At 69.0% G+C, this 16718-nt stretch carries 15 protein-coding genes; 5 read left to right on the forward strand and 10 right to left on the reverse strand.

Annotated features, from left to right (window positions below):
• Positions 1 to 4 precede the first annotated feature (4 nt).
• From EV192_RS17910 to EV192_RS17955, 10 genes are all read right to left on the reverse strand, one after another.
• On the reverse strand, positions 5 to 1249 hold the full coding sequence (locus tag EV192_RS17910; protein WP_132116603.1) for a phenylacetate--CoA ligase family protein: 1245 nt from the start codon (positions 1247 to 1249) through the stop codon (positions 5 to 7).
• Positions 1246 to 1860, reverse strand: a complete 615-nt coding sequence (locus EV192_RS17915) for an acetate--CoA ligase family protein (RefSeq protein WP_165960436.1) — start codon at positions 1858 to 1860, stop codon at positions 1246 to 1248. Before EV192_RS17915 ends, EV192_RS17910 begins: the two co-directional genes overlap by 4 nt.
• The gene (locus EV192_RS17920; protein ID WP_165960437.1) at positions 1857 to 3203 is read right to left on the reverse strand and encodes an acetate--CoA ligase family protein; all 1347 of its coding nucleotides are present in this window, start codon (positions 3201 to 3203) and stop codon (positions 1857 to 1859) included. Before EV192_RS17920 ends, EV192_RS17915 begins: the two co-directional genes overlap by 4 nt.
• Positions 3200 to 4429 carry a cytochrome P450 gene (locus EV192_RS17925; RefSeq protein ID WP_132116609.1) on the reverse strand — a complete coding sequence of 410 codons (1230 nt, stop codon included), beginning with the start codon at positions 4427 to 4429 and terminating at the stop codon, positions 3200 to 3202. Before EV192_RS17925 ends, EV192_RS17920 begins: the two co-directional genes overlap by 4 nt.
• Positions 4430 to 4491: 62 nt before the next feature.
• On the reverse strand, positions 4492 to 5751 hold the full coding sequence (locus EV192_RS17930; protein WP_207926099.1) for a lactate racemase domain-containing protein: 1260 nt from the start codon (positions 5749 to 5751) through the stop codon (positions 4492 to 4494).
• Positions 5748 to 6542, reverse strand: coding sequence for an alpha/beta fold hydrolase (locus tag EV192_RS17935; RefSeq protein WP_207926100.1), 795 nt, complete (start codon positions 6540 to 6542; stop codon positions 5748 to 5750). Before EV192_RS17935 ends, EV192_RS17930 begins: the two co-directional genes overlap by 4 nt.
• Entirely contained in the window at positions 6539 to 7405 is an 867-nt protein-coding gene (locus EV192_RS17940) for an alpha/beta fold hydrolase (RefSeq protein WP_132116611.1), read from the reverse strand. Before EV192_RS17940 ends, EV192_RS17935 begins: the two co-directional genes overlap by 4 nt.
• Entirely contained in the window at positions 7402 to 8346 is a 945-nt protein-coding gene (locus EV192_RS17945; protein ID WP_132116613.1) for a DODA-type extradiol aromatic ring-opening family dioxygenase, read from the reverse strand. Before EV192_RS17945 ends, EV192_RS17940 begins: the two co-directional genes overlap by 4 nt.
• On the reverse strand, positions 8339 to 9658 hold the full coding sequence (locus EV192_RS17950; protein WP_132116615.1) for a M20 family metallopeptidase: 1320 nt from the start codon (positions 9656 to 9658) through the stop codon (positions 8339 to 8341). The genes EV192_RS17945 and EV192_RS17950 overlap by 8 nt, the downstream gene beginning before the upstream one ends.
• A 106-nt stretch (positions 9659 to 9764) precedes the next feature.
• On the reverse strand, positions 9765 to 10946 hold the full coding sequence (locus EV192_RS17955; RefSeq protein ID WP_132116617.1) for a Rieske 2Fe-2S domain-containing protein: 1182 nt from the start codon (positions 10944 to 10946) through the stop codon (positions 9765 to 9767).
• Positions 10947 to 11081: 135 nt separating this feature from the next.
• Here EV192_RS17955 and EV192_RS17960 point away from each other — a divergent pair, with 135 nt between their 5' ends.
• The 5 genes from EV192_RS17960 to EV192_RS17980 all read left to right on the forward strand — a co-directional run bounded on the left by EV192_RS17960 (position 11082) and on the right by EV192_RS17980 (position 16634).
• Positions 11082 to 11948, forward strand: a complete 867-nt coding sequence (locus EV192_RS17960; RefSeq protein WP_132116619.1) for an alpha/beta fold hydrolase — start codon at positions 11082 to 11084, stop codon at positions 11946 to 11948.
• A 4-nt stretch (positions 11949 to 11952) separates the two neighbouring features.
• A complete protein-coding gene (locus EV192_RS17965; RefSeq protein WP_243726902.1) occupies positions 11953 to 13269 on the forward strand; it encodes a gluconokinase, GntK/IdnK-type in 1317 nt (438 codons plus the stop codon).
• Positions 13266 to 14216 (forward strand): acetaldehyde dehydrogenase (acetylating), encoded by a 951-nt coding sequence (locus tag EV192_RS17970; protein WP_132116621.1) that lies wholly within the window; start codon positions 13266 to 13268, stop codon positions 14214 to 14216. The genes EV192_RS17965 and EV192_RS17970 overlap by 4 nt, the downstream gene beginning before the upstream one ends.
• Complete coding sequence (gene dmpG, locus EV192_RS17975) at positions 14213 to 15235, forward strand: 4-hydroxy-2-oxovalerate aldolase (RefSeq protein ID WP_132116623.1); 1023 nt, start codon at positions 14213 to 14215, stop codon at positions 15233 to 15235. The genes EV192_RS17970 and dmpG overlap by 4 nt, the downstream gene beginning before the upstream one ends.
• 142 nt (positions 15236 to 15377) lie before the next feature.
• Positions 15378 to 16634 carry a glycoside hydrolase family 27 protein gene (locus tag EV192_RS17980; RefSeq protein WP_207926101.1) on the forward strand — a complete coding sequence of 419 codons (1257 nt, stop codon included), beginning with the start codon at positions 15378 to 15380 and terminating at the stop codon, positions 16632 to 16634.
• Positions 16635 to 16718: the final 84 nt, after the last annotated feature.

Genomic DNA, 16718 nt, shown 5'->3' on the forward strand with positions numbered 1-16718 from the left:
AGGGTCAGTGCTCGCGGTGGTCGAAGACCCGCCGAGTTTTGCGCTCACTGCGCGGCAGCGTCGCAAGTGGCACGAGCTCGACATCGAGCCGGAGCCCGATCCTGGTTCGCAACCGGTGAACGAGTTCCTCGTACAGGCCGGGCCGGTCTTCGGCCTCCACCTTCAAGCTGACCACGTCACGTCCGTCCAGCCCACGGCCGACATGTGCCTGGAACTCCGAGCCGCAGCCGTCGACCTCCGCGAGAACCATGTCCACCTGGGCCGGCAGGAAGATCACGCCGCGGACTTTCACCTGGTCGTCGGAGCGGCCCGCTAGCCGGGCGATGCGCGGGTAGGGACTCCCACACGGGCACGGGTCGGCATACAGGTAGGTGAGGTCGCGGGTGCGGTACCGGATCAGCGGCGTCGCCTGCTTGGTCAGCGTGGTGACGACCACCTCGCCCAGCGTGCCCGGTGGGACGGGTTCGAGGGTCTCGGGGTCGACGATCTCGACGTGGTAGTGATCGCTCCAGACGTGGATGCCGTCGTGCGTCGCGCACTCGATGCCCGCGCCGGGGCCCCACAGTTCGGTCAGGCCGTAGATGTCGTAGGTGGTGATGCCGAGCCGGGACTCGATCGCCGAACGCGTCCGCTCGCCCCACCGTTCAGAGCCGAGGATGCCGGTGCGCAGCGCGAGCTGGTCCTGTAAGCCCTGTGCCTCAACGAGTTCGGCGAGCAGCAGCGCGAACGACGAGGTCGCACCGAGGACCGTGCTGCCCATCGTCCGCAGCATCTCCAGTTGCAGCTCGGTGTTGCCGGGCCCGGTCGGCACTGCGAGTGCGCCGGCGCGCTCCGCACCCCCTTGGAAGCCGGCACCGGCCGTCCACATCCCGTAGCCGACCGCGATCTGCACGCGATCGCCTTTGCCGACGCCCGCGTACGCGTAGCACCGGGCGAACATCTCGGTCCAGTTCTCGATGTCGGTGAGCGTGTAGGCGCAGACCGTGCGGCGACCAGTCGTGCCGGACGACGAGTGGACGCGGGCCACCGCCGCGAGCGGGACCGCCGTGTAGTCGACCAGCGGCGTGTCCCGGATGTCCGCCTTGGTGGTGAACGGTAGCCGGGTGAGGTCGGCGGCGTCGGTGATCGTGCTCGGGCTGATGCCGGCGGCGTCCAGCTTGGCCCGCAGGAACGACGAGCCCGCGTAGCTGCGTTCGACCGATTCGCGTAACGCGGACGGGTTGATCGAGGTGCCCAGGGTCGCGGTCACCGTTTCACCACCAATGCGTCAAGCACGACAGGTTGGCCGTCGCGGATGAGAACCGGGTTGCAGTCGATCTCCACGACGTTCGGATCACGGTCAAGCAGGTCAGCGACGGCCGCGACCACGCGGCCCAGCTGCGCGCGGTCCACGGGTGGGCTGCCCCGGTAGCCGGCGAGCAGTCGAGCGCCGCGCAGGCCGTCGAGCGCGTCTTCCAGCTCGCCTGGACGCGGCGGGGAGAGCAGGACCGCCACGTCGTCGAGTACCTCGGCCGCGACGCCGCCGAATCCCACCGTGACCAGCGGTCCGAAGGTGTCGTCCCGGCGGCCGCCCACGATCAACTCCAGTTCGCCGCTCACCTGCTCGGCGACCAGCACCGTGCCGTCACCGGCCGCGGCGAGCGCCGGCCAGACCGCCCGCAGCGATTCCGGATCGAGACCCAGCCGCACCAGTCCGGCGTCGGACTTGTGCGCGATCCCTGAGGCCTTCGCCACGACAGCGCAGCCCCATCCAGTGGCCAGCCGCGCCGCCTCGTCGACCGTGCCGGTGCGGGCCTCGCGCGGCACCGGCAGCCGCGGCCCGAGGAGTTGCTTGCTCTCCCATTCGGTCAAGGCGGTCACCGGGCGGCTCCTGCGGCGTAGGCGCGTACGGCGGCCTCGGGCGAGGCGAGGCAGGGGATCCCCGCACCGGCGATCACGCTCTGGACCGCGGGGACGTCGAGCAGGAACGCCGTGGTCGGTTTGCCGCTCGCGGTGTGTGCCTCCGCGACACCGATTCCGAACTCACGGATGTCGAGTCCGCAGTTGATGACGATCACACCGTCGACCGACTCCTCCCGGTACACCTCGGCGATGGCTGCCGGGAACTGGTCGGGCCGGCACTGTGGGGTGAGGTCGACCGGGTTGGCGGTCGCGGCGAATTCCGGCGCGTGAGCGCGGATCCGATGTTGCCGCTCGACCGGCAGCTGAGGCAGTTCCAGCCCCGCCCGCTCAGCGGCGTCGGAGGCCAGGACGCCAGGCCCGCCGGAGATGGTGACGATCGCGACGCGACGGCCGTGACGTCGCAGCGTCGGCGTGGCGAAGGCGGTCAGCGTGTCGAAGAACTGCTCCGAGGTCGTCACCGCGGTGACTCCAGCGCGGCGGAACGCCGCGTCGTAGGCGCGGCTGCTGCCCGCCAGAGTGCCGGTGTGGCCGGCGGCAGCCCGCGCACCGGCCTTGCTGCGACCGCCCTTGAGCACCACGACGGGCTTGTGCGGGGTGATGGCGCCAGCGACATCGACGAACGCCCGGCCGTCCCGCAGTCCCTCGGCGAACACCGCGATGACCTCGGTCCGGTCGTCCTCTCCGAACCACTGCAGGGCCTCGGTGATCTCAAGGTCCGCGGAGTTCCCGAGGCTGAGGAATCTGGCGAAACCGAGCTCGCGTTGCCTCACCTCCGCGAGGAACATGCCGCCGAACGCGCCACTCTGGCTCAGGAAGCTCAGTCCGCCTGCGTGGCGCGGAACGGACCAGAAGTACGAGCCGTTCAACCACGAACCGCCGCCGAGATGGCTCACCGCGCCCATGCAGTTCGGGCCGACCAGCCGCGCTCCCCCGCCGCGCGCCATGGCAACCAGCCGATCCTGGACCGCCCGACCTTCGGGACCCGCCTCACCGAACCCGGAGGAGAGGACCACGAGCACCTTCGCCCCTCCCACGACCGCGTCAGCCACAGCGCTCTCGGCCGCGCGCGCCGGGACGGACACCACCGCGAGGTCGACGGGGCGGTCAAGGCTCCGCACCGCGGGCCGGCCACCGATGTGTGCGGCACTCGGGTGGACGCACACAATGTCGAGCGAGCCGTTCCCCTCACTGTCGCTGAGATTGGCCAGAAGCGTGTTGCCGAGCTTGCCAGGGTCGGTGGCCGAGGCGCCGTACACGGCGACCGACTTCGGCTCGAAGAGAGCGTTCGCTTCCCTGTTCACCACACCACCAGCAGCCGGTTCGGCCCGCGGAAGTCCAATGTCGGTTGCCATTCGATCTCGTCCTCGGCGAGTCGGAGGTTCGGGAACCGGTCCAGGATCCGCGGCAACACGATCTGCAGTTCCGCGCGGGCGAGCGCCGCACCGAGGCAGAAGTGCGCACCGTGAGCGAAGGCGACGTGCGGGTTGTCCGAGCGCGTGATGTCGAACTCGTCCGGGTCGGTGAACACGTCGGGATCACGGTTCGCGGCCCCGAGCATGACCACGAGCGGCTCGCCCTGCTTCAGCTCGATGCCGCAGACGGTGCGGTCGCGGTCGGCGATGCGCGCCGCGATCTGCACCGGCCCCTCGAACCGGAGGACTTCCTCCACGGCGTTGTTGAGCAGGGACGGGTCTGCCCGGAGCAACGCGACCTGGTCGGGGTGCCGCAACAGGGTCAGAACCGCGTTGCTGAGCAGGTTCGTCGCCGTCTCATGACCGGCGGTCATGAGGAACAGAGCGTTGGCGTACAGCTCGTCGGTCGTTAGCCGTTCGCCGTCGTCCGACGCGGCGATCATGGCGCTGAGGAGGTCCGGTCCGGGCTCGACACGACGCTGTTCGACCAGTCGCGCCATGAGTTCCCGCATGCGCCGCATGCTGTCGTTGGCGCGCGCCGCGAGCTCAGGGGTGATCTCGCCGGAACCGACGACGAGCACGAGGTCCAAGGCCCACGACTGGAACGCGTCGCGGTCGTCGTCGGGGACGCCGAGCAGGGCTGCGACAACGAGAGCCGGCAGCGGATAGGTGACGCCGCGGTGCAGGTCCACCGGGTCACCGTTGGCGGCGCCCTGCTCCATCCGGTCCAGCAGCCGGTCCACGAACTGCTCGATCAGCGGCCGCGCCCGCGTGACCGTTCGAGGGGTGAAGCTCGACATCAGCAGCTTGCGGAGCCGGCGGTGTTCCGTGCCGTCGCGGAAGACGACGATGTCGCGCATGGTCTGTTCGAGCAGGTCGGCGTCGCGGCGGGGGTCGGCCGGTAGTGGCCGCAGGATGGCGGAGACCCGGTCGGAGCTCAGCTCACGGTCGTACAGCGCCTCGCGGACGTCCGCGTACCGGAACAGGAAGCGACCGGTGCCGGCGCCGGCATCAGCGGCGCTGCGGATCTCGCGGTACACAGCGTAGGGATCGGCCAGTCCGTCGCGTGTCAGCAGCCGTCTGACGACGGCTCTGACCGACCATTCTTGGCTCACAGTGCGACTCTCCAAGTCCGGGCGACGAGGGTCAACGCCACCGGTCCGGGCAGCGGACCGCGCTACGCCAGCCGGTACAGCACTTCGCCGGCGTTGGACACGACGAGAGTTCCCGGTTCGGCAGCCAGCGCGTCGAGGTCGACAGCGTCGGGATCGAGATAGCCGAGGTTCGCGGCCCGGACCGCCGGTTTGGGGATCCGCGTCGCCAACGTGACCTGGACCCGACAGCGCTCGCCGACGACGGGATCCCAGGTTCCCGCGCCGCGCAGGTGCGTGGAGTGCGCGAGCACTCCCCAGGGCAGGCGCTGGAAGCGCTCCCACTGGCCGGTGAAGTACGCGCGGCAGTGGTAGCCGATCTCGTCGATCTCCGGGTGCATCGCGCTGAAGTGCCGTACGTGCGGCGCGACGAGAATCACCTCGCCGCCGTCGGCCACGACCGGCTCGACCTTGTAGAAGCCTTTCGCGGCCGTCCACATGTCGTCGTATTTGGTCGGGACCAGGGAGATGACGCGCCGGACCGGTTCGGGTAGGTATCGCACGTGCGTTCGGGCCGAGACTTCGGCCGCGGCGGCCCACGCGGCTTCCGGTGACCCGAAGGCAGCGGCGTGCACCGCGCCGGTACCGGACTCGACGACCAGGCAGAGCGCGAGCCGGCGTGCGGGAATCAGCTTGGCCGCCTCGTCGATGAGCGCCCGCACCGGCGTGCCGCCGCGGGTGCCGATGATCTCCATACTGCTGATCAGGGCGCCGATCCAGTGGGAGACGTCGATGATCTCCGGGCCGGCCACGCCGGGGAAGAAGTACTTGTTCCCGCCGGAGAAGCCGACCACCTCGTGGGGGAACACGGGCCCGACGACGAGGGCGACGTCGTGCTCGACGACAGCGCGGTTGAGCCGGACGTCGACTTCCTGCGCGAGCAGGCCGTCCGACAGCTCCGCCACCCGTTCGGCCGAGATGTGGCCCAGTGAGCTGAAGGTGTCGGGGTCCCACCAGGCGTGGTTCCTAACCCGCAGCCCCGGGTACGTAGTGTCCAGCTCGCCCGGCCGGTAACCGAGATGCCGTGCGAGTTCGTCCTCGGACATTGGAGCGTGGGTGCCGAGCGCCACGAGCACGGTGACCGAGCGGGCCCGCCCGGCCAGTGCATTGTGGACGGTTGACAGCAGCAGCGGCAGCGGGCAGCTGCGGGTGGCGTCGGGGACGATCACGCACACCGAGGCACCGTCGATGTCCTCGGCGGTCAACGCCGTCTGGACGAAACCGACGAGTTCGTCGTCGGTGAGTGTGCCGGTCGCGCCGCCGCGGGTCCGCAGTTGGCCGGTCACGGCCGTTCTCCGGCGAGGAAATCGAGCACCGCCGCGGCCACGTCGGACGCGCGCTCCTCCATCAACGGCACCATGCCGCCTTCGACCACTGTGATCGTGGCATGGGCGAGGTGCCTGGCAAGCGGTTCCAGCTCGGGGAAGGCGTACGGGTCGGCGGAGGCGCCGAGACAGAGCACCGGACACGTCACGAGTGGCAGCCGCTGCTCCATCCGGTACCGGCCGACCGCCTCGTGCCCGGCCTCGAGTTCGTCTGCCTGGAGCCGCAGCGCGTCACGGACGAAGCGGGTGAGCAAGTCCGGTCGCCCCTCCGGGTAGAAGGAGCGCCGCCGTTCCCAGAGCTCGGCCAGGTGCCGACCGTCCGGCTGCGTCTCGACCAGGTCGATCGGCGGCCGGTGTCGGCGTCGCTCGCGTGCTGCCGCGTCGACGAACGGAGTGGACGACAGCACGAGCCGGCGGACTCGTGCCGGCGCGCACGCGGCAACCTCGATCGCGACAACCCCGCCGGTGTGGTGGCCGAGGAGGTCCACCTGATCGAGGTCGAGTGCGTCCAGCAGCGCCAAGGCTCCGGCCGCGTATGCCTCGATGCTGTGCTCGGGCGGCGCGGCGGACTGCCCGAAGCCCAGGGTGTCCATCGCGATGGCGCGGCGGCGGGCGCCGAGCAGCGGGAGGAGTTCGCGATACTCGTCCCAGGAGCGCGGCGTCTGGTGCAGCAGTAGCATCGGCGCACCGGAGTCGCACTCGGCGAAGTGGATCTGGCCGAGTGGGGTGTCGGCGTAGCCGCGGATGATCACCGCTGGGAAACCACCTCGGCGAGGAAGGACAGGCTCAGCGCGTTGTAGCGCTCGGCCTGCTCGTGCTGCGGCCAGTGCCCGGTGTTCGGGAAGATCTCCAGCCGGGCGCCCGGGATCGCCTCGGCGATGGCGGTGGCCTCCGGGATCTCACCGAACGGGTTCGCCTTGCCCCAGACGACCAGGGTCGGTGCCGCCACCCTGGCCATCCGGTCCGGCCGCAGCAGGTTCCGCTCGCGGGTCTCGACTTCTTGCAGCGCAAGAAGGTTGTGCAGGTTCTTGCCGAATTCCGGTTCGTGGTAGATGGCGTAGCGCACGCTGGTCAGGTCCTCCCCGAGTTCCTCGTCCCACTGTGCCCAAAGCAGCCTGAGCCGGTCGCGGGTGAGCCTGCGGTCGGCCTGGGTGACGGCCGCGGTGGTCGACATCTTCAGCCGCGCCATCACTGTCGGGTTCACCTTGGTGCCGCCCATGCACAGCAGCTGCAGCGACGCGACACGCTCCGGGTACTCGCTGGCGAGCCAGCACGCCACCCAGCCACCCAGCGACTCCCCCACAAGGTGAGCGCGGTCGACGCCGGCCACGTCGAGGTACCCGAGCAGGTGCTCGACGTAGCGCGGGATCTCGTACGGGTAGTCGGGTTTGGCGGTGTACCCGTGGCCGAGCATGTCGATCGCGTGGCAGCGGTAGTGCTGCGCGTGCGCCGGCAGGTTGCGGACGAATGCCTCAAGATGGCCGCTGGTGCCGTGCAGGAACACGACATGCTCGCCCTCGGCCGGTCCGGCTTGCACAGTCCGGGTGCGGATGCCGTTCACGTCGACGTAGGTGTGGCTGTAGGCCAGCCCGGACAGTGCGGTCCAGATGCTCATTCGTGTCCTCTCGCGGGGTCCAACACGGCGACGCCCATTCCAGTCAGCCACTCGGGTAAGGGTTCGTAGCCGAGGATCTCGGCGGGGGCGTGGTCGAGCGCGGCGGCCATGATCAGCCAGGTGCGCAGCTCCTGCGCACCGTTGCCTGCCTTGTCCGCCAGCTGTTCGGTGGTGAAGCCGGTGAGTCGCCCGGCCGTGCCGTGTTCGAGCCAGGACAGGAACTCCCGGTCGAAGTCGGTGTTGATCGCGGCTTCGGCGGCACGGATGATCTGGCGGCGTCGTGCGTCGTACAGCTGCCAGTTGTCCCGGCCGTCGAGCCACGCCCGCGTCAGGAACTCCTCGTCCTCGCCGTGCGGATCGCGCCAGTCCGGCCAGGGCAGCCGGTGCGACAGGCCGCCGGAGCCGATCACCGCGATCCGCGCGTCCCCGGGCGCCGCGAGCAAGGCGCCGCGGAGGGCGGTGCCGAGCCCGGCGCACCGGCCGAGGGTGGGCAGCGGCGGCGCGAAGACGTTCACCACCAGCGGCACGATCGGCACGTCGAGCCCGTCGAGCAGGTACTGGACAGCGTGGGACTGGCCGTGGTCGATCTGCAGCCGGGCGGAGAACGCGATGTCGAAGCCGTCGTCCACCAGCGAGGCGGCAAGCTGACGGGCCAACGGCACGTCCACCCGCTGCGGGCCCTTTGGAGTTCCCGACTCGCCGCTGGCGACGCACTCCCCCACCCCGATCGTGAACGACGGGATCAGGTCGAGCCAGAAGCCGCGGAAATGGTTCGAGCCGACCAAGACCACGGCGTCGGGCCGAGCAGCCGCGAGACGGTCCCGCGCGGCGAAGAGCGCGTCCCGGAACCGCTCGGCTCGGTCGCGATGGATCGTCTGGTCCCAGTGGGTGTTCATGAGCGTGGAATGGGAGGCCCCGACGCCGAGCACGATCTCAGTCATCCGAGAGTCCCACCTCCACTCGCGTCCGGGTGAGCGTGTCGACGGCGACCTCCACCAGCAGCCGGGTGAGCCGTTCCATCTCCCGAAGGTCCACGGTGTTCATGCCGGCCGTGAAGTCGATGGGGAACGGCGCCTCGGTGACCTTCGGCATGCCGACGCGCGCGGTCGGGATGCCGCGGTTGCGCAGGATGTTGGCGTCGGTGGCGCCGCTGGTGCCGAGCGCTGGTTGGTGCTGCTCTCCGGTGACGCGTTCCCAAGCGGCGATCGTGGAGCGCGTGATCCAGTTGTCCGGATCGGTGGTGGCGCCGGGGATCGCGAGCGTCATACGCCAGTCGAGCGCGATGTCGGGATCGGTCGCGCGGATCTGCTCGATGGCCTGTGAGAACTCGCGTTTCGCCTGCATCGGGGTCGTCCTCGGGGAGAGTCTCAAGTCGATACGGAACGTGCAGGAGCCGGCGGTCGCGGCGGCCATGCGGGCCCAGCCTCCGTCGATCGAGGAGACCACGCCCTGCGGGGCGACGAGGCCGTCTGTGTGTGCCTCGGCGTAACGCTCGAACCAGCTCTCCAGCCAGGCGACGACGCGGCCGGCGTCCGCGATGGCATTGCGGTACGGCAGCCGATGTCGCGCGCCGACGTAGGTGTGGGTACCGCGGACGGTGACCTCGAACCAGGCGAGGCCGACCTCTTCCCACGCGACCGACCAGCCCGGCTTGGCGATCACCGCGAAGTCGGCCCAGACACCCTGTTCAAGCAGGTAGGAGCAGCCGACTCCCTGGCCCACATTGCGCCTGTCCGCGCCCGTGTCCGCGTTGGTCGGCATGCCACCCGCGCCGAAGGCGACGACAAGGTCACCGGTTAGTGGAATACCGCTGGAGGCAACGGCTTCGGCGGCGGCGATGACGCAGGCGACGTGCCCTTTCGGGTTCGAGGCGCCGAGGCCGGCGACGAGGTCGCCGTGGACCTCCGCGCGGGACTCCATGTACGGCAGCCAGACCGGGCCGATCCCGGGGACGTCCTGGTCGGGATCCCCGGTGCTGAAGGTGTCGATGGGGGCGTAGAGCATGAGATCCGGGCCGGCACCCGAACCGGGAAGCCGGCCGTACGCGTTCGCCTGCCGGGAATCGATCAGCTGCACCTGCCCGTCGATTCCGGTTTCCCGCAGCGTGGACGCGATGTGCTCGGCCAGGGGCCGCTCGTCACCGGTCGGGCTGGGCATGTCGACGAGGTCGCAGACGAGGTCGCGCAACCTCTCGCGGTCGATGTGCCGGGCGGCCTTCGCGGTGAGGGCTTCGCGTGCAGGCAGCCCGGTCATTGGTTGATCCGGTGCACTTGGGTGTTCGTGTGCCGCCTGAACCACCGCCAGCCCCGCGCCCCGACAACAGTGGCCACCACAACCAACGCGACGGTGCGAAGGCGGCTCACGAGTGACTGTCCTTTGCGTCCGCTGAGGCACGCCGCTCCGTCGTCTCCTGCTCGGCGAGGTTCCGCCAGGCGGTCAGCGAGATGTCGGGCCGGTAGAGCTTCTCCGGTGGCGCATCGGTGACATCCACCATCCACGCGTCCTGTCCGGAGAACTGCCCGTGGAACAACCAGCGGATCACGCCGAGGTACTTCGCGTAGAACCGCGCGGTATGCCAGCCCTTGGTGAAGTTGACCATCATGCCGACATAGCGGTGGTTGTCCGCGTCGACCGGGACGTAGAACTCGTAGTGGATGAACTTCGGGTAGGCGATCCGCAGAACGCCGGGCATCGACAGCGAGGCGAACCCGGGGAACTGCTGCGCCTCGATCGTCGGGTCGACCTTCTTGGCGGCACCGGTGTTGCCGATGTTGAACGTCGTGTCCGGCGGGTTCGCCTTCCACCATCGCTTGTTGGACCAGCGCCCCACACCCGGGAAATCGGCGTCCCAGTGCACCTCGTCCTGCACGCGGTAGATCCAGCGCCCCTTCGCGACGATGCTGGTGATGTTCCAGGCCGGCATCGGCTTGAACAGTCGCCACAGCGCGGTGCGGTGCAGGTACTTGGCGTGGCCCTCGTCAAAGCCGTTCTCGCACGCGAAGCGCCAGTTCCCGGTGCGTGGCTGGATGCGTCCACCCAGGACGAACGGGTTGCTCACGAGCTCCGCGGGCAGTTGCTCGTCGATCGGGTGCGGCTCTTCGTCGCCAATCGCGATGTACACCCACACCAAGCCGAGCCGCTCTTCGACCGGGTAGGTGCGGACGCTGACCTTGCCGCAGATCGGCGATCCAGGGCCGTCGGTGATGACAGCGCACAGCCTGCCGTCGGGCAGGTTGTAGGTCCAGCCGTGGTAGGGGCAGCTCAGCGTGCCGGGAAACTGCTGTTCGCCCAGTGACAGCGGGACACCTCGATGCGGGCAGCGGTCATGCAACGCATACACCGTGCCGTTGTCCCGGATCAGCGCGAGCTTCTCGCCGCAGATGGTGAACGCCGACGGCTTGCCCGTCACGTGGCTGGACCAGGTGACTGGATACCAGTAGCCGGCGAAGCCGCTCGCCGCGGCGTTGTACTGCGGCCAGGTGCTCCAGTCCTGCCGACCGGCGTGGCGCGGCCTCACCTTGCCGTCAGTGGTCTGGCTCATGGACTGGGCCTTTCGTCGAAAGCGCTGTGTGCTGCCCAGCATCGGCACGGCACCGTCACCCGGACCACAAATCCGGTCCGCTGAGCGAACCGATCCGCGCGCGGTGCTCGGGTCGCGAGGCCAGCATCTGCAGGCATGACCATTCAGCCGGCGCCTGTCGGAACCTTCACCGAGGCCGGTGGCGTGCGTTTCCATCACATCGACCTGGGAGAAGGCAGCCCCACACTGTTCCTGCACGGCGGCGGGCCGGGCTGCACGGCATGGTCCGATTTCGGCGCGGTCGCGCCACTGTTCGCTCGCGACCGTCGCTGTCACCTGGTGGACCTGCTGCAGTACGGCAAGTCCGAGAAGTGCCGCATCACCGGGCCGATGTGGGACTTCCACGCCGCCAAGACCGTGGCCCTGCTCGACGCCATCGGCATCGACCGGGCCGACTTCGTCTGCAACTCATGGGGCGGGACGATCGCGCTGAACCTCGCCGCGAAGTATCCGGACCGGGTGCGTTCACTCGTCGTCACGGGGAGCATGCCCGTGTTCTACGGACCGCTCGCGCCGCTCCCCGAGGGCGGCCGACGCGGCCGCAACGCGCGCGACGTGTACTACGGCGGCGAAGGACCCACGCGGGAGAAGATGCGCCAGCTGATGGCGCGGCTCGAGTGGCACGACGCCGATCTCATCCCCGCGGACACGATCACCCTGCGGTACCAACAGAGTCTCGACCCCGAGGAGATGGCGCTGGCCGCCGCGTCGGACAACCCGCGCGGCGACTGGCAGGACCTGTCCGCCGAGCTGCCGAAGATCCAGGCGCCAGTGCTGTTCGCGTGGGGGATGTACGACGACTTCCTCACCCCCGACTACCCGCTCATGCTCGCGCGCATGATCCAGCGCGGGCAGCTCTACGTGATGGACCGGGTCTCGCACCATCTTCAGGAGGAGCGACCCTACGCGTACTACACAGTCGTGACCGGCTTCTTGACGCAACAAGACCCGGAAGCCAGGTGAGATCGTGGCCGGGCAGCGCCTGGTGATCATGGGCGTAGCCGGATGCGGCAAGTCCACCATAGGGCGCGAGTTGGCGTCCTTTCTCGGCTGGAGGTTCGTGGAAGGGGACGACCTTCATCCCGCTGCCAACGTCGCGAAAATGGCCAATGGCGAGCCACTCGGCGACGCGGACCGGCTCCCCTGGCTACACGTGATCAACGCGAATCTGTGTGACCAACCGGATGTTCCGACAATCCTCACCTGTTCGGCGCTCAAAGCGCTCTATCGGGAAGTGCTCCGACAAGCCGGTGACGTCCGCTTCGTCCACCTGCAAGCCAGTGAGGCGACATTGCGGACGCGGATTGCCTCGCGCGTCGACCACTTCATGCAGGCCGACATGCTGACGAGCCAGCTGGCGGACCTCGAACCACTCGGCGCCGGCGAGAAAGGCGCCACGTTCGACGCCGAACGTCCGGTGAGCGAGGTCGTCGCCGAGATCCTTTCCTGGACCGACCGGCAGCAGGTGATCAGCCAGGCCGCGCAGCGGCTGGCGACCGCCGCGCGGACCGGAGTGCCCACGAGCCCGGTGCGCGATCTGCTCGGCCGCACCGACATCGCCCTGGCCTACGAGGTGCAGAACGTGCTCACCGCGGAGCGGCTGGCCGCGGGCGCACGTGTGGTGGGTCGCAAGATCGGCTTGACATCGCCTGCGGTACAGGCACAGCTCGGCGTCGACCAGCCGGATTTCGGCGTGCTGTTCGACGACATGCACATCGGCGACTGCGCCACAGTCGAGTTCACCAGGCTGATCCACCCCAAGGCGGAGGCCGAGATCGCGTTCGTGCTCGCCCACGACCTTGACGGGTTCGCCGCCGGCACGACGCTGGGCTCCCCCGTCAGCGGCGCCGAGCGCGCCGCAGCTGCCGCGGCTGTCGGGCACGCGGTGGGCGCCCTGGAAATCGTCGACAGCCGGATCGTCGACTGGGACATCGCCATCACCGACACGGTTGCCGACAACGCCTCCAGCGGGCTGTTCGTGCTCGGGAACGAGCAGGCGCGGCCGGATCGGTTCGTCCCGGCCGACGTGACGATGACGCTGCGCAAGAACGGCCGGCAGGTCTCCGCCGGAACCGGCGCGGCGTGCCTCGGCGACCCGCTCAACGCGCTGGCCTGGCTGGCGCGCGCCACGGCCGCCTTCGGCGATCCGCTGCGCGCCGGCGACGTCGTGCTCTCCGGCGCGCTCGGGCCGATGGTGCCGGTCGCACCCGGCGACGAACTTATCGCGGAACTGTCCACCCTCGGTCGCGTCCGCGTGACCTTCTCCCAAGAAGAGGAACCATGACGCGAACCAAGGTCGCGGTGATCGGGTCGGGGAATATCGGCACCGATTTGATGATCAAGGTGATGCGGCAGTCGGAACGGTTGGCGATGGCCGCCATGGTGGGCATCGACCCGGCTTCCGACGGGTTGGCCCGCGCCGCCCGGCTGGGCGTGGCCACCACGGCCGACGGGGTGGACGGGCTGATCGGATTGCCCTGCTTCGAGGAGATCCGCGTCGTCTTCGACGCCACGACGGCCAGGGCGCACATCGCCAACGCCGCCAAGCTCGCCGCGTACGGCAAGCGGCTGATCGACCTGACCCCGGCGGCGCTCGGCCCGTTCGTGGTGCCGGCGGTCAACCTCGACGCGCACCTGGACGCCCCGGACATCAACATGGTCACCTGCGGCGGGCAGGCCACCATCCCGATCGTCGCCGCGGTCTCCCGGGTAGCCGACGTCGCCTACGCCGAGATCGTCGCCTCGATCGCCTCGAGGTCCGCCGGGCCGGGCACACGGGCGAACATCGACGAGTTCACCGAGACCACGACGCACGCGATCGAGACCGTCGGTCGCGCCCGCCGTGGCAAGGCGATCATCATTCTCAACCCGGCCGAGCCACCGCTGATCATGCGCGACACGGTGTTCTGCCTCATCGGCGACACCACCGGGCGGGCAATCGACACCGCGGCCGTCGAGGCGTCCATCACCGCCATGGTCGACGAGGTCGCACGCTACGTTCCCGGGTACCGGCTCAAGCAGCGCGTGCAGTTCACTCTGATCGGCGCGGACGAACCGGTGCACACCCTGCTCGCGGCCGACTCACCCCGGCCCGCCGTAAAGGTGTCCGTGTTCCTTGAGGTCGAAGGCGCCGCCCACTACCTGCCCGCCTACGCCGGCAACCTCGACATCATGACGTCCGCCGCCCTGTGCACCGCCGAGCGGCTCGCCTCGCTGGAGCCGATCCTATGACCGACCTGTTCATCCAGGACGTCACCCTGCGCGACGGCATGCACGCTCTGCGGCACCGCATCACCCCGGATCGGGTCCGTGCGATCGTCACCGCGCTCGACGCCGCCGGTGTCGACGGGATCGAAGTCGCCCACGGCGACGGGCTCGCCGGCGGCAGTGTCAACTACGGTCCCGCCAGCCACACCGACTGGGAGTGGATCGAAGCCGCCGCCGACTGCGTCAGTCACGCCCGGCTCACCACCCTGCTGCTCCCCGGCGTCGGCACCGTCGCCGAACTCAAACGCGCCCACCAGCTCGGCGTCCGCTCCGTCCGCGTCGCCACGCACTGCACCGAAGCCGACGTCGCCGCCCAGCACATCGGCACCGCCCGCGAGATCGGCATGGACGTCTCGGGCTTCCTCATGATGAGTCACATGGCACCTGCCGCTGAACTCGCCCGGCAGGCCAAGCTCATGGAGTCCTACGGCGCGCACTGCGTCTACGTCACCGACTCAGGCGGCCGGCTCACCATGGACGGCGTTCGACAACGGTTCCGCGCCTACCGCGACATCCTCGACCCGGCCACCGAACTGGGCATCCATGCCCACGAAAACCTCTCGCTGTCAGTGGCCAACTCCGTCGTCGCGGTCGAAGAAGGTGTCACCCGCGTCGACGCCTCCCTCGCCGGCCACGGCGCCGGCGCCGGCAACACCCCCATCGAAGCCTTCATCGCCGTCGCCAACCTCACCGGCTGGACCCACCAGTGCGACCTGTTCGCGCTCCAGGACGCCGCCGACGACCTCGTCCGCCCGCTCTGGGACCGCCCTGTCCGCGTCGACCGGGAAACCCTCACCCTCGGCTACGCCGGCGTCTACTCCAGCTTCCTCCGCCACGCCGAGACCGCCGCCAACATCTACGGCATCGACGTCCGTGCCCTCTTGCTCGAAGTCGGCCGCCGGCGGCTGGTCGGCGGGCAGGAGGACCTCATCGTCGACATCGCCCTCGACCAGCTGGCACAAGGCGAACGAAACTCATCGTGATGTAAGAAGTTCAAATATGCTCGAAAATGCATCGTTGTTGACAACTTCGAGCACGAGGGCTCTACTTGTGCCCCTCAGCGCCCCACGGGGTGCCCGCACACACTTCGCCGACAGATCACCCTGCAGATCGGAAGGAATCGAAGTGCCCAAAACCCCCTCATCCCGCTCACTACTGGCCGGCTTCACCGTGCTGGCAGCGTCCCTCCTGGGCACAGTGCCCGCCCAGGCCTCGCCCACCGCGACGTCCAACACACCACTCGCCCTGACACCACCCATGGGGTGGAACGACTGGGCGCACTACGGGTGCGATGTCACGGAATCCACGGTTGTCGCCAACGCGGACGCACTCGTCTCAACCGGCCTGGCCGCCAAGGGGTACAACACCGTGACAGTGGACGACTGCTGGATGGCCAGAAGCCGCAGCGCCTCAGGCCATCTGGTCGCCGACCCGGCCAAGTTCCCGCACGGCATGGCTTGGCTGGGATCCTATCTGCACAGCAAGGGCCTGAAGTTCGGTATCTACGAGGACGCCGGCACGCAGACCTGCGGCGGCTACCCCGGCAGCGGGCCCAACCACTTCGCCACCGATGCCCGTGACTTCGCCTCATGGGCGGTGGACTACCTGAAACTCGACGGATGCAACGTCCAGTCCCAGCCCGGGATGAGCACGGAGGCCGTCTACAGGCAGGCCTACCAGGCACAGGCCGCCGCCTTGCGCAGCTCAGGACGTGCCATCATCCACTCCGTCTCCGCACCGGCCTATTTCCAGGGAGGACCGAACTGGCTGTCCGTCATCGGCTGGTCGGGGCAAGTCGGGCAACTCTGGCGTGAAGGCGCCGACATCGCCATGTACGGCAGCGGCTCGCGTTGGGGCAGCGTGATGTACAACTACGGGTACAACAAGGGGCTCACCTCCTTTGCCTCCCCGGGCAACTGGAACGACCCCGACTTCATCATCGCCGGCGACGGCGGACTCAACGCTGACGAGTCCCGAAGCCAGGTGGCCCTGTGGGCGATGATGGCCGCACCCTTGATCCTGTCCTCCGACGTCACCCGGCTCAGTAGTGACAGTCTCGCGGCTATCGGAAACTCAAACCTGATTGCGGTAGACCAGGACCCCGCCGGCCACCAGGCAACAGTCGCGTCGTCCACCTCGACCACCGACGTCCTGGTCAAGCAACTCGCCAACGGCGACCGTGCGGTTGCTGTGCTCAACCGCACCACCAGCGCGCGACCTGCGTCTGTGTCGCTTAGCAGCGTGGGTATGAGTGGCTGTGTCCGCGCAAAGGACTTGTGGACCGGTGCGACCTCGACCACGTCGTCCGCGCTCACCGCGTCGATTCCCGCACATGGCACAGCCGTCTGGCGACTCTCCGCGGCCAACGGGTGCGTCTCCTAGTCCGCAATGGATGGTTGCCCGCCGCGCGAGCGCGACCGTGGACCAGACGTTGAATACATTGTGGACACTTGATCGTCCACCCTT

It is taken from the genome of Actinocrispum wychmicini (assembly GCF_004345645.1).
GTDB classification, from domain to species: domain Bacteria; phylum Actinomycetota; class Actinomycetes; order Mycobacteriales; family Pseudonocardiaceae; genus Kibdelosporangium; species Kibdelosporangium wychmicini.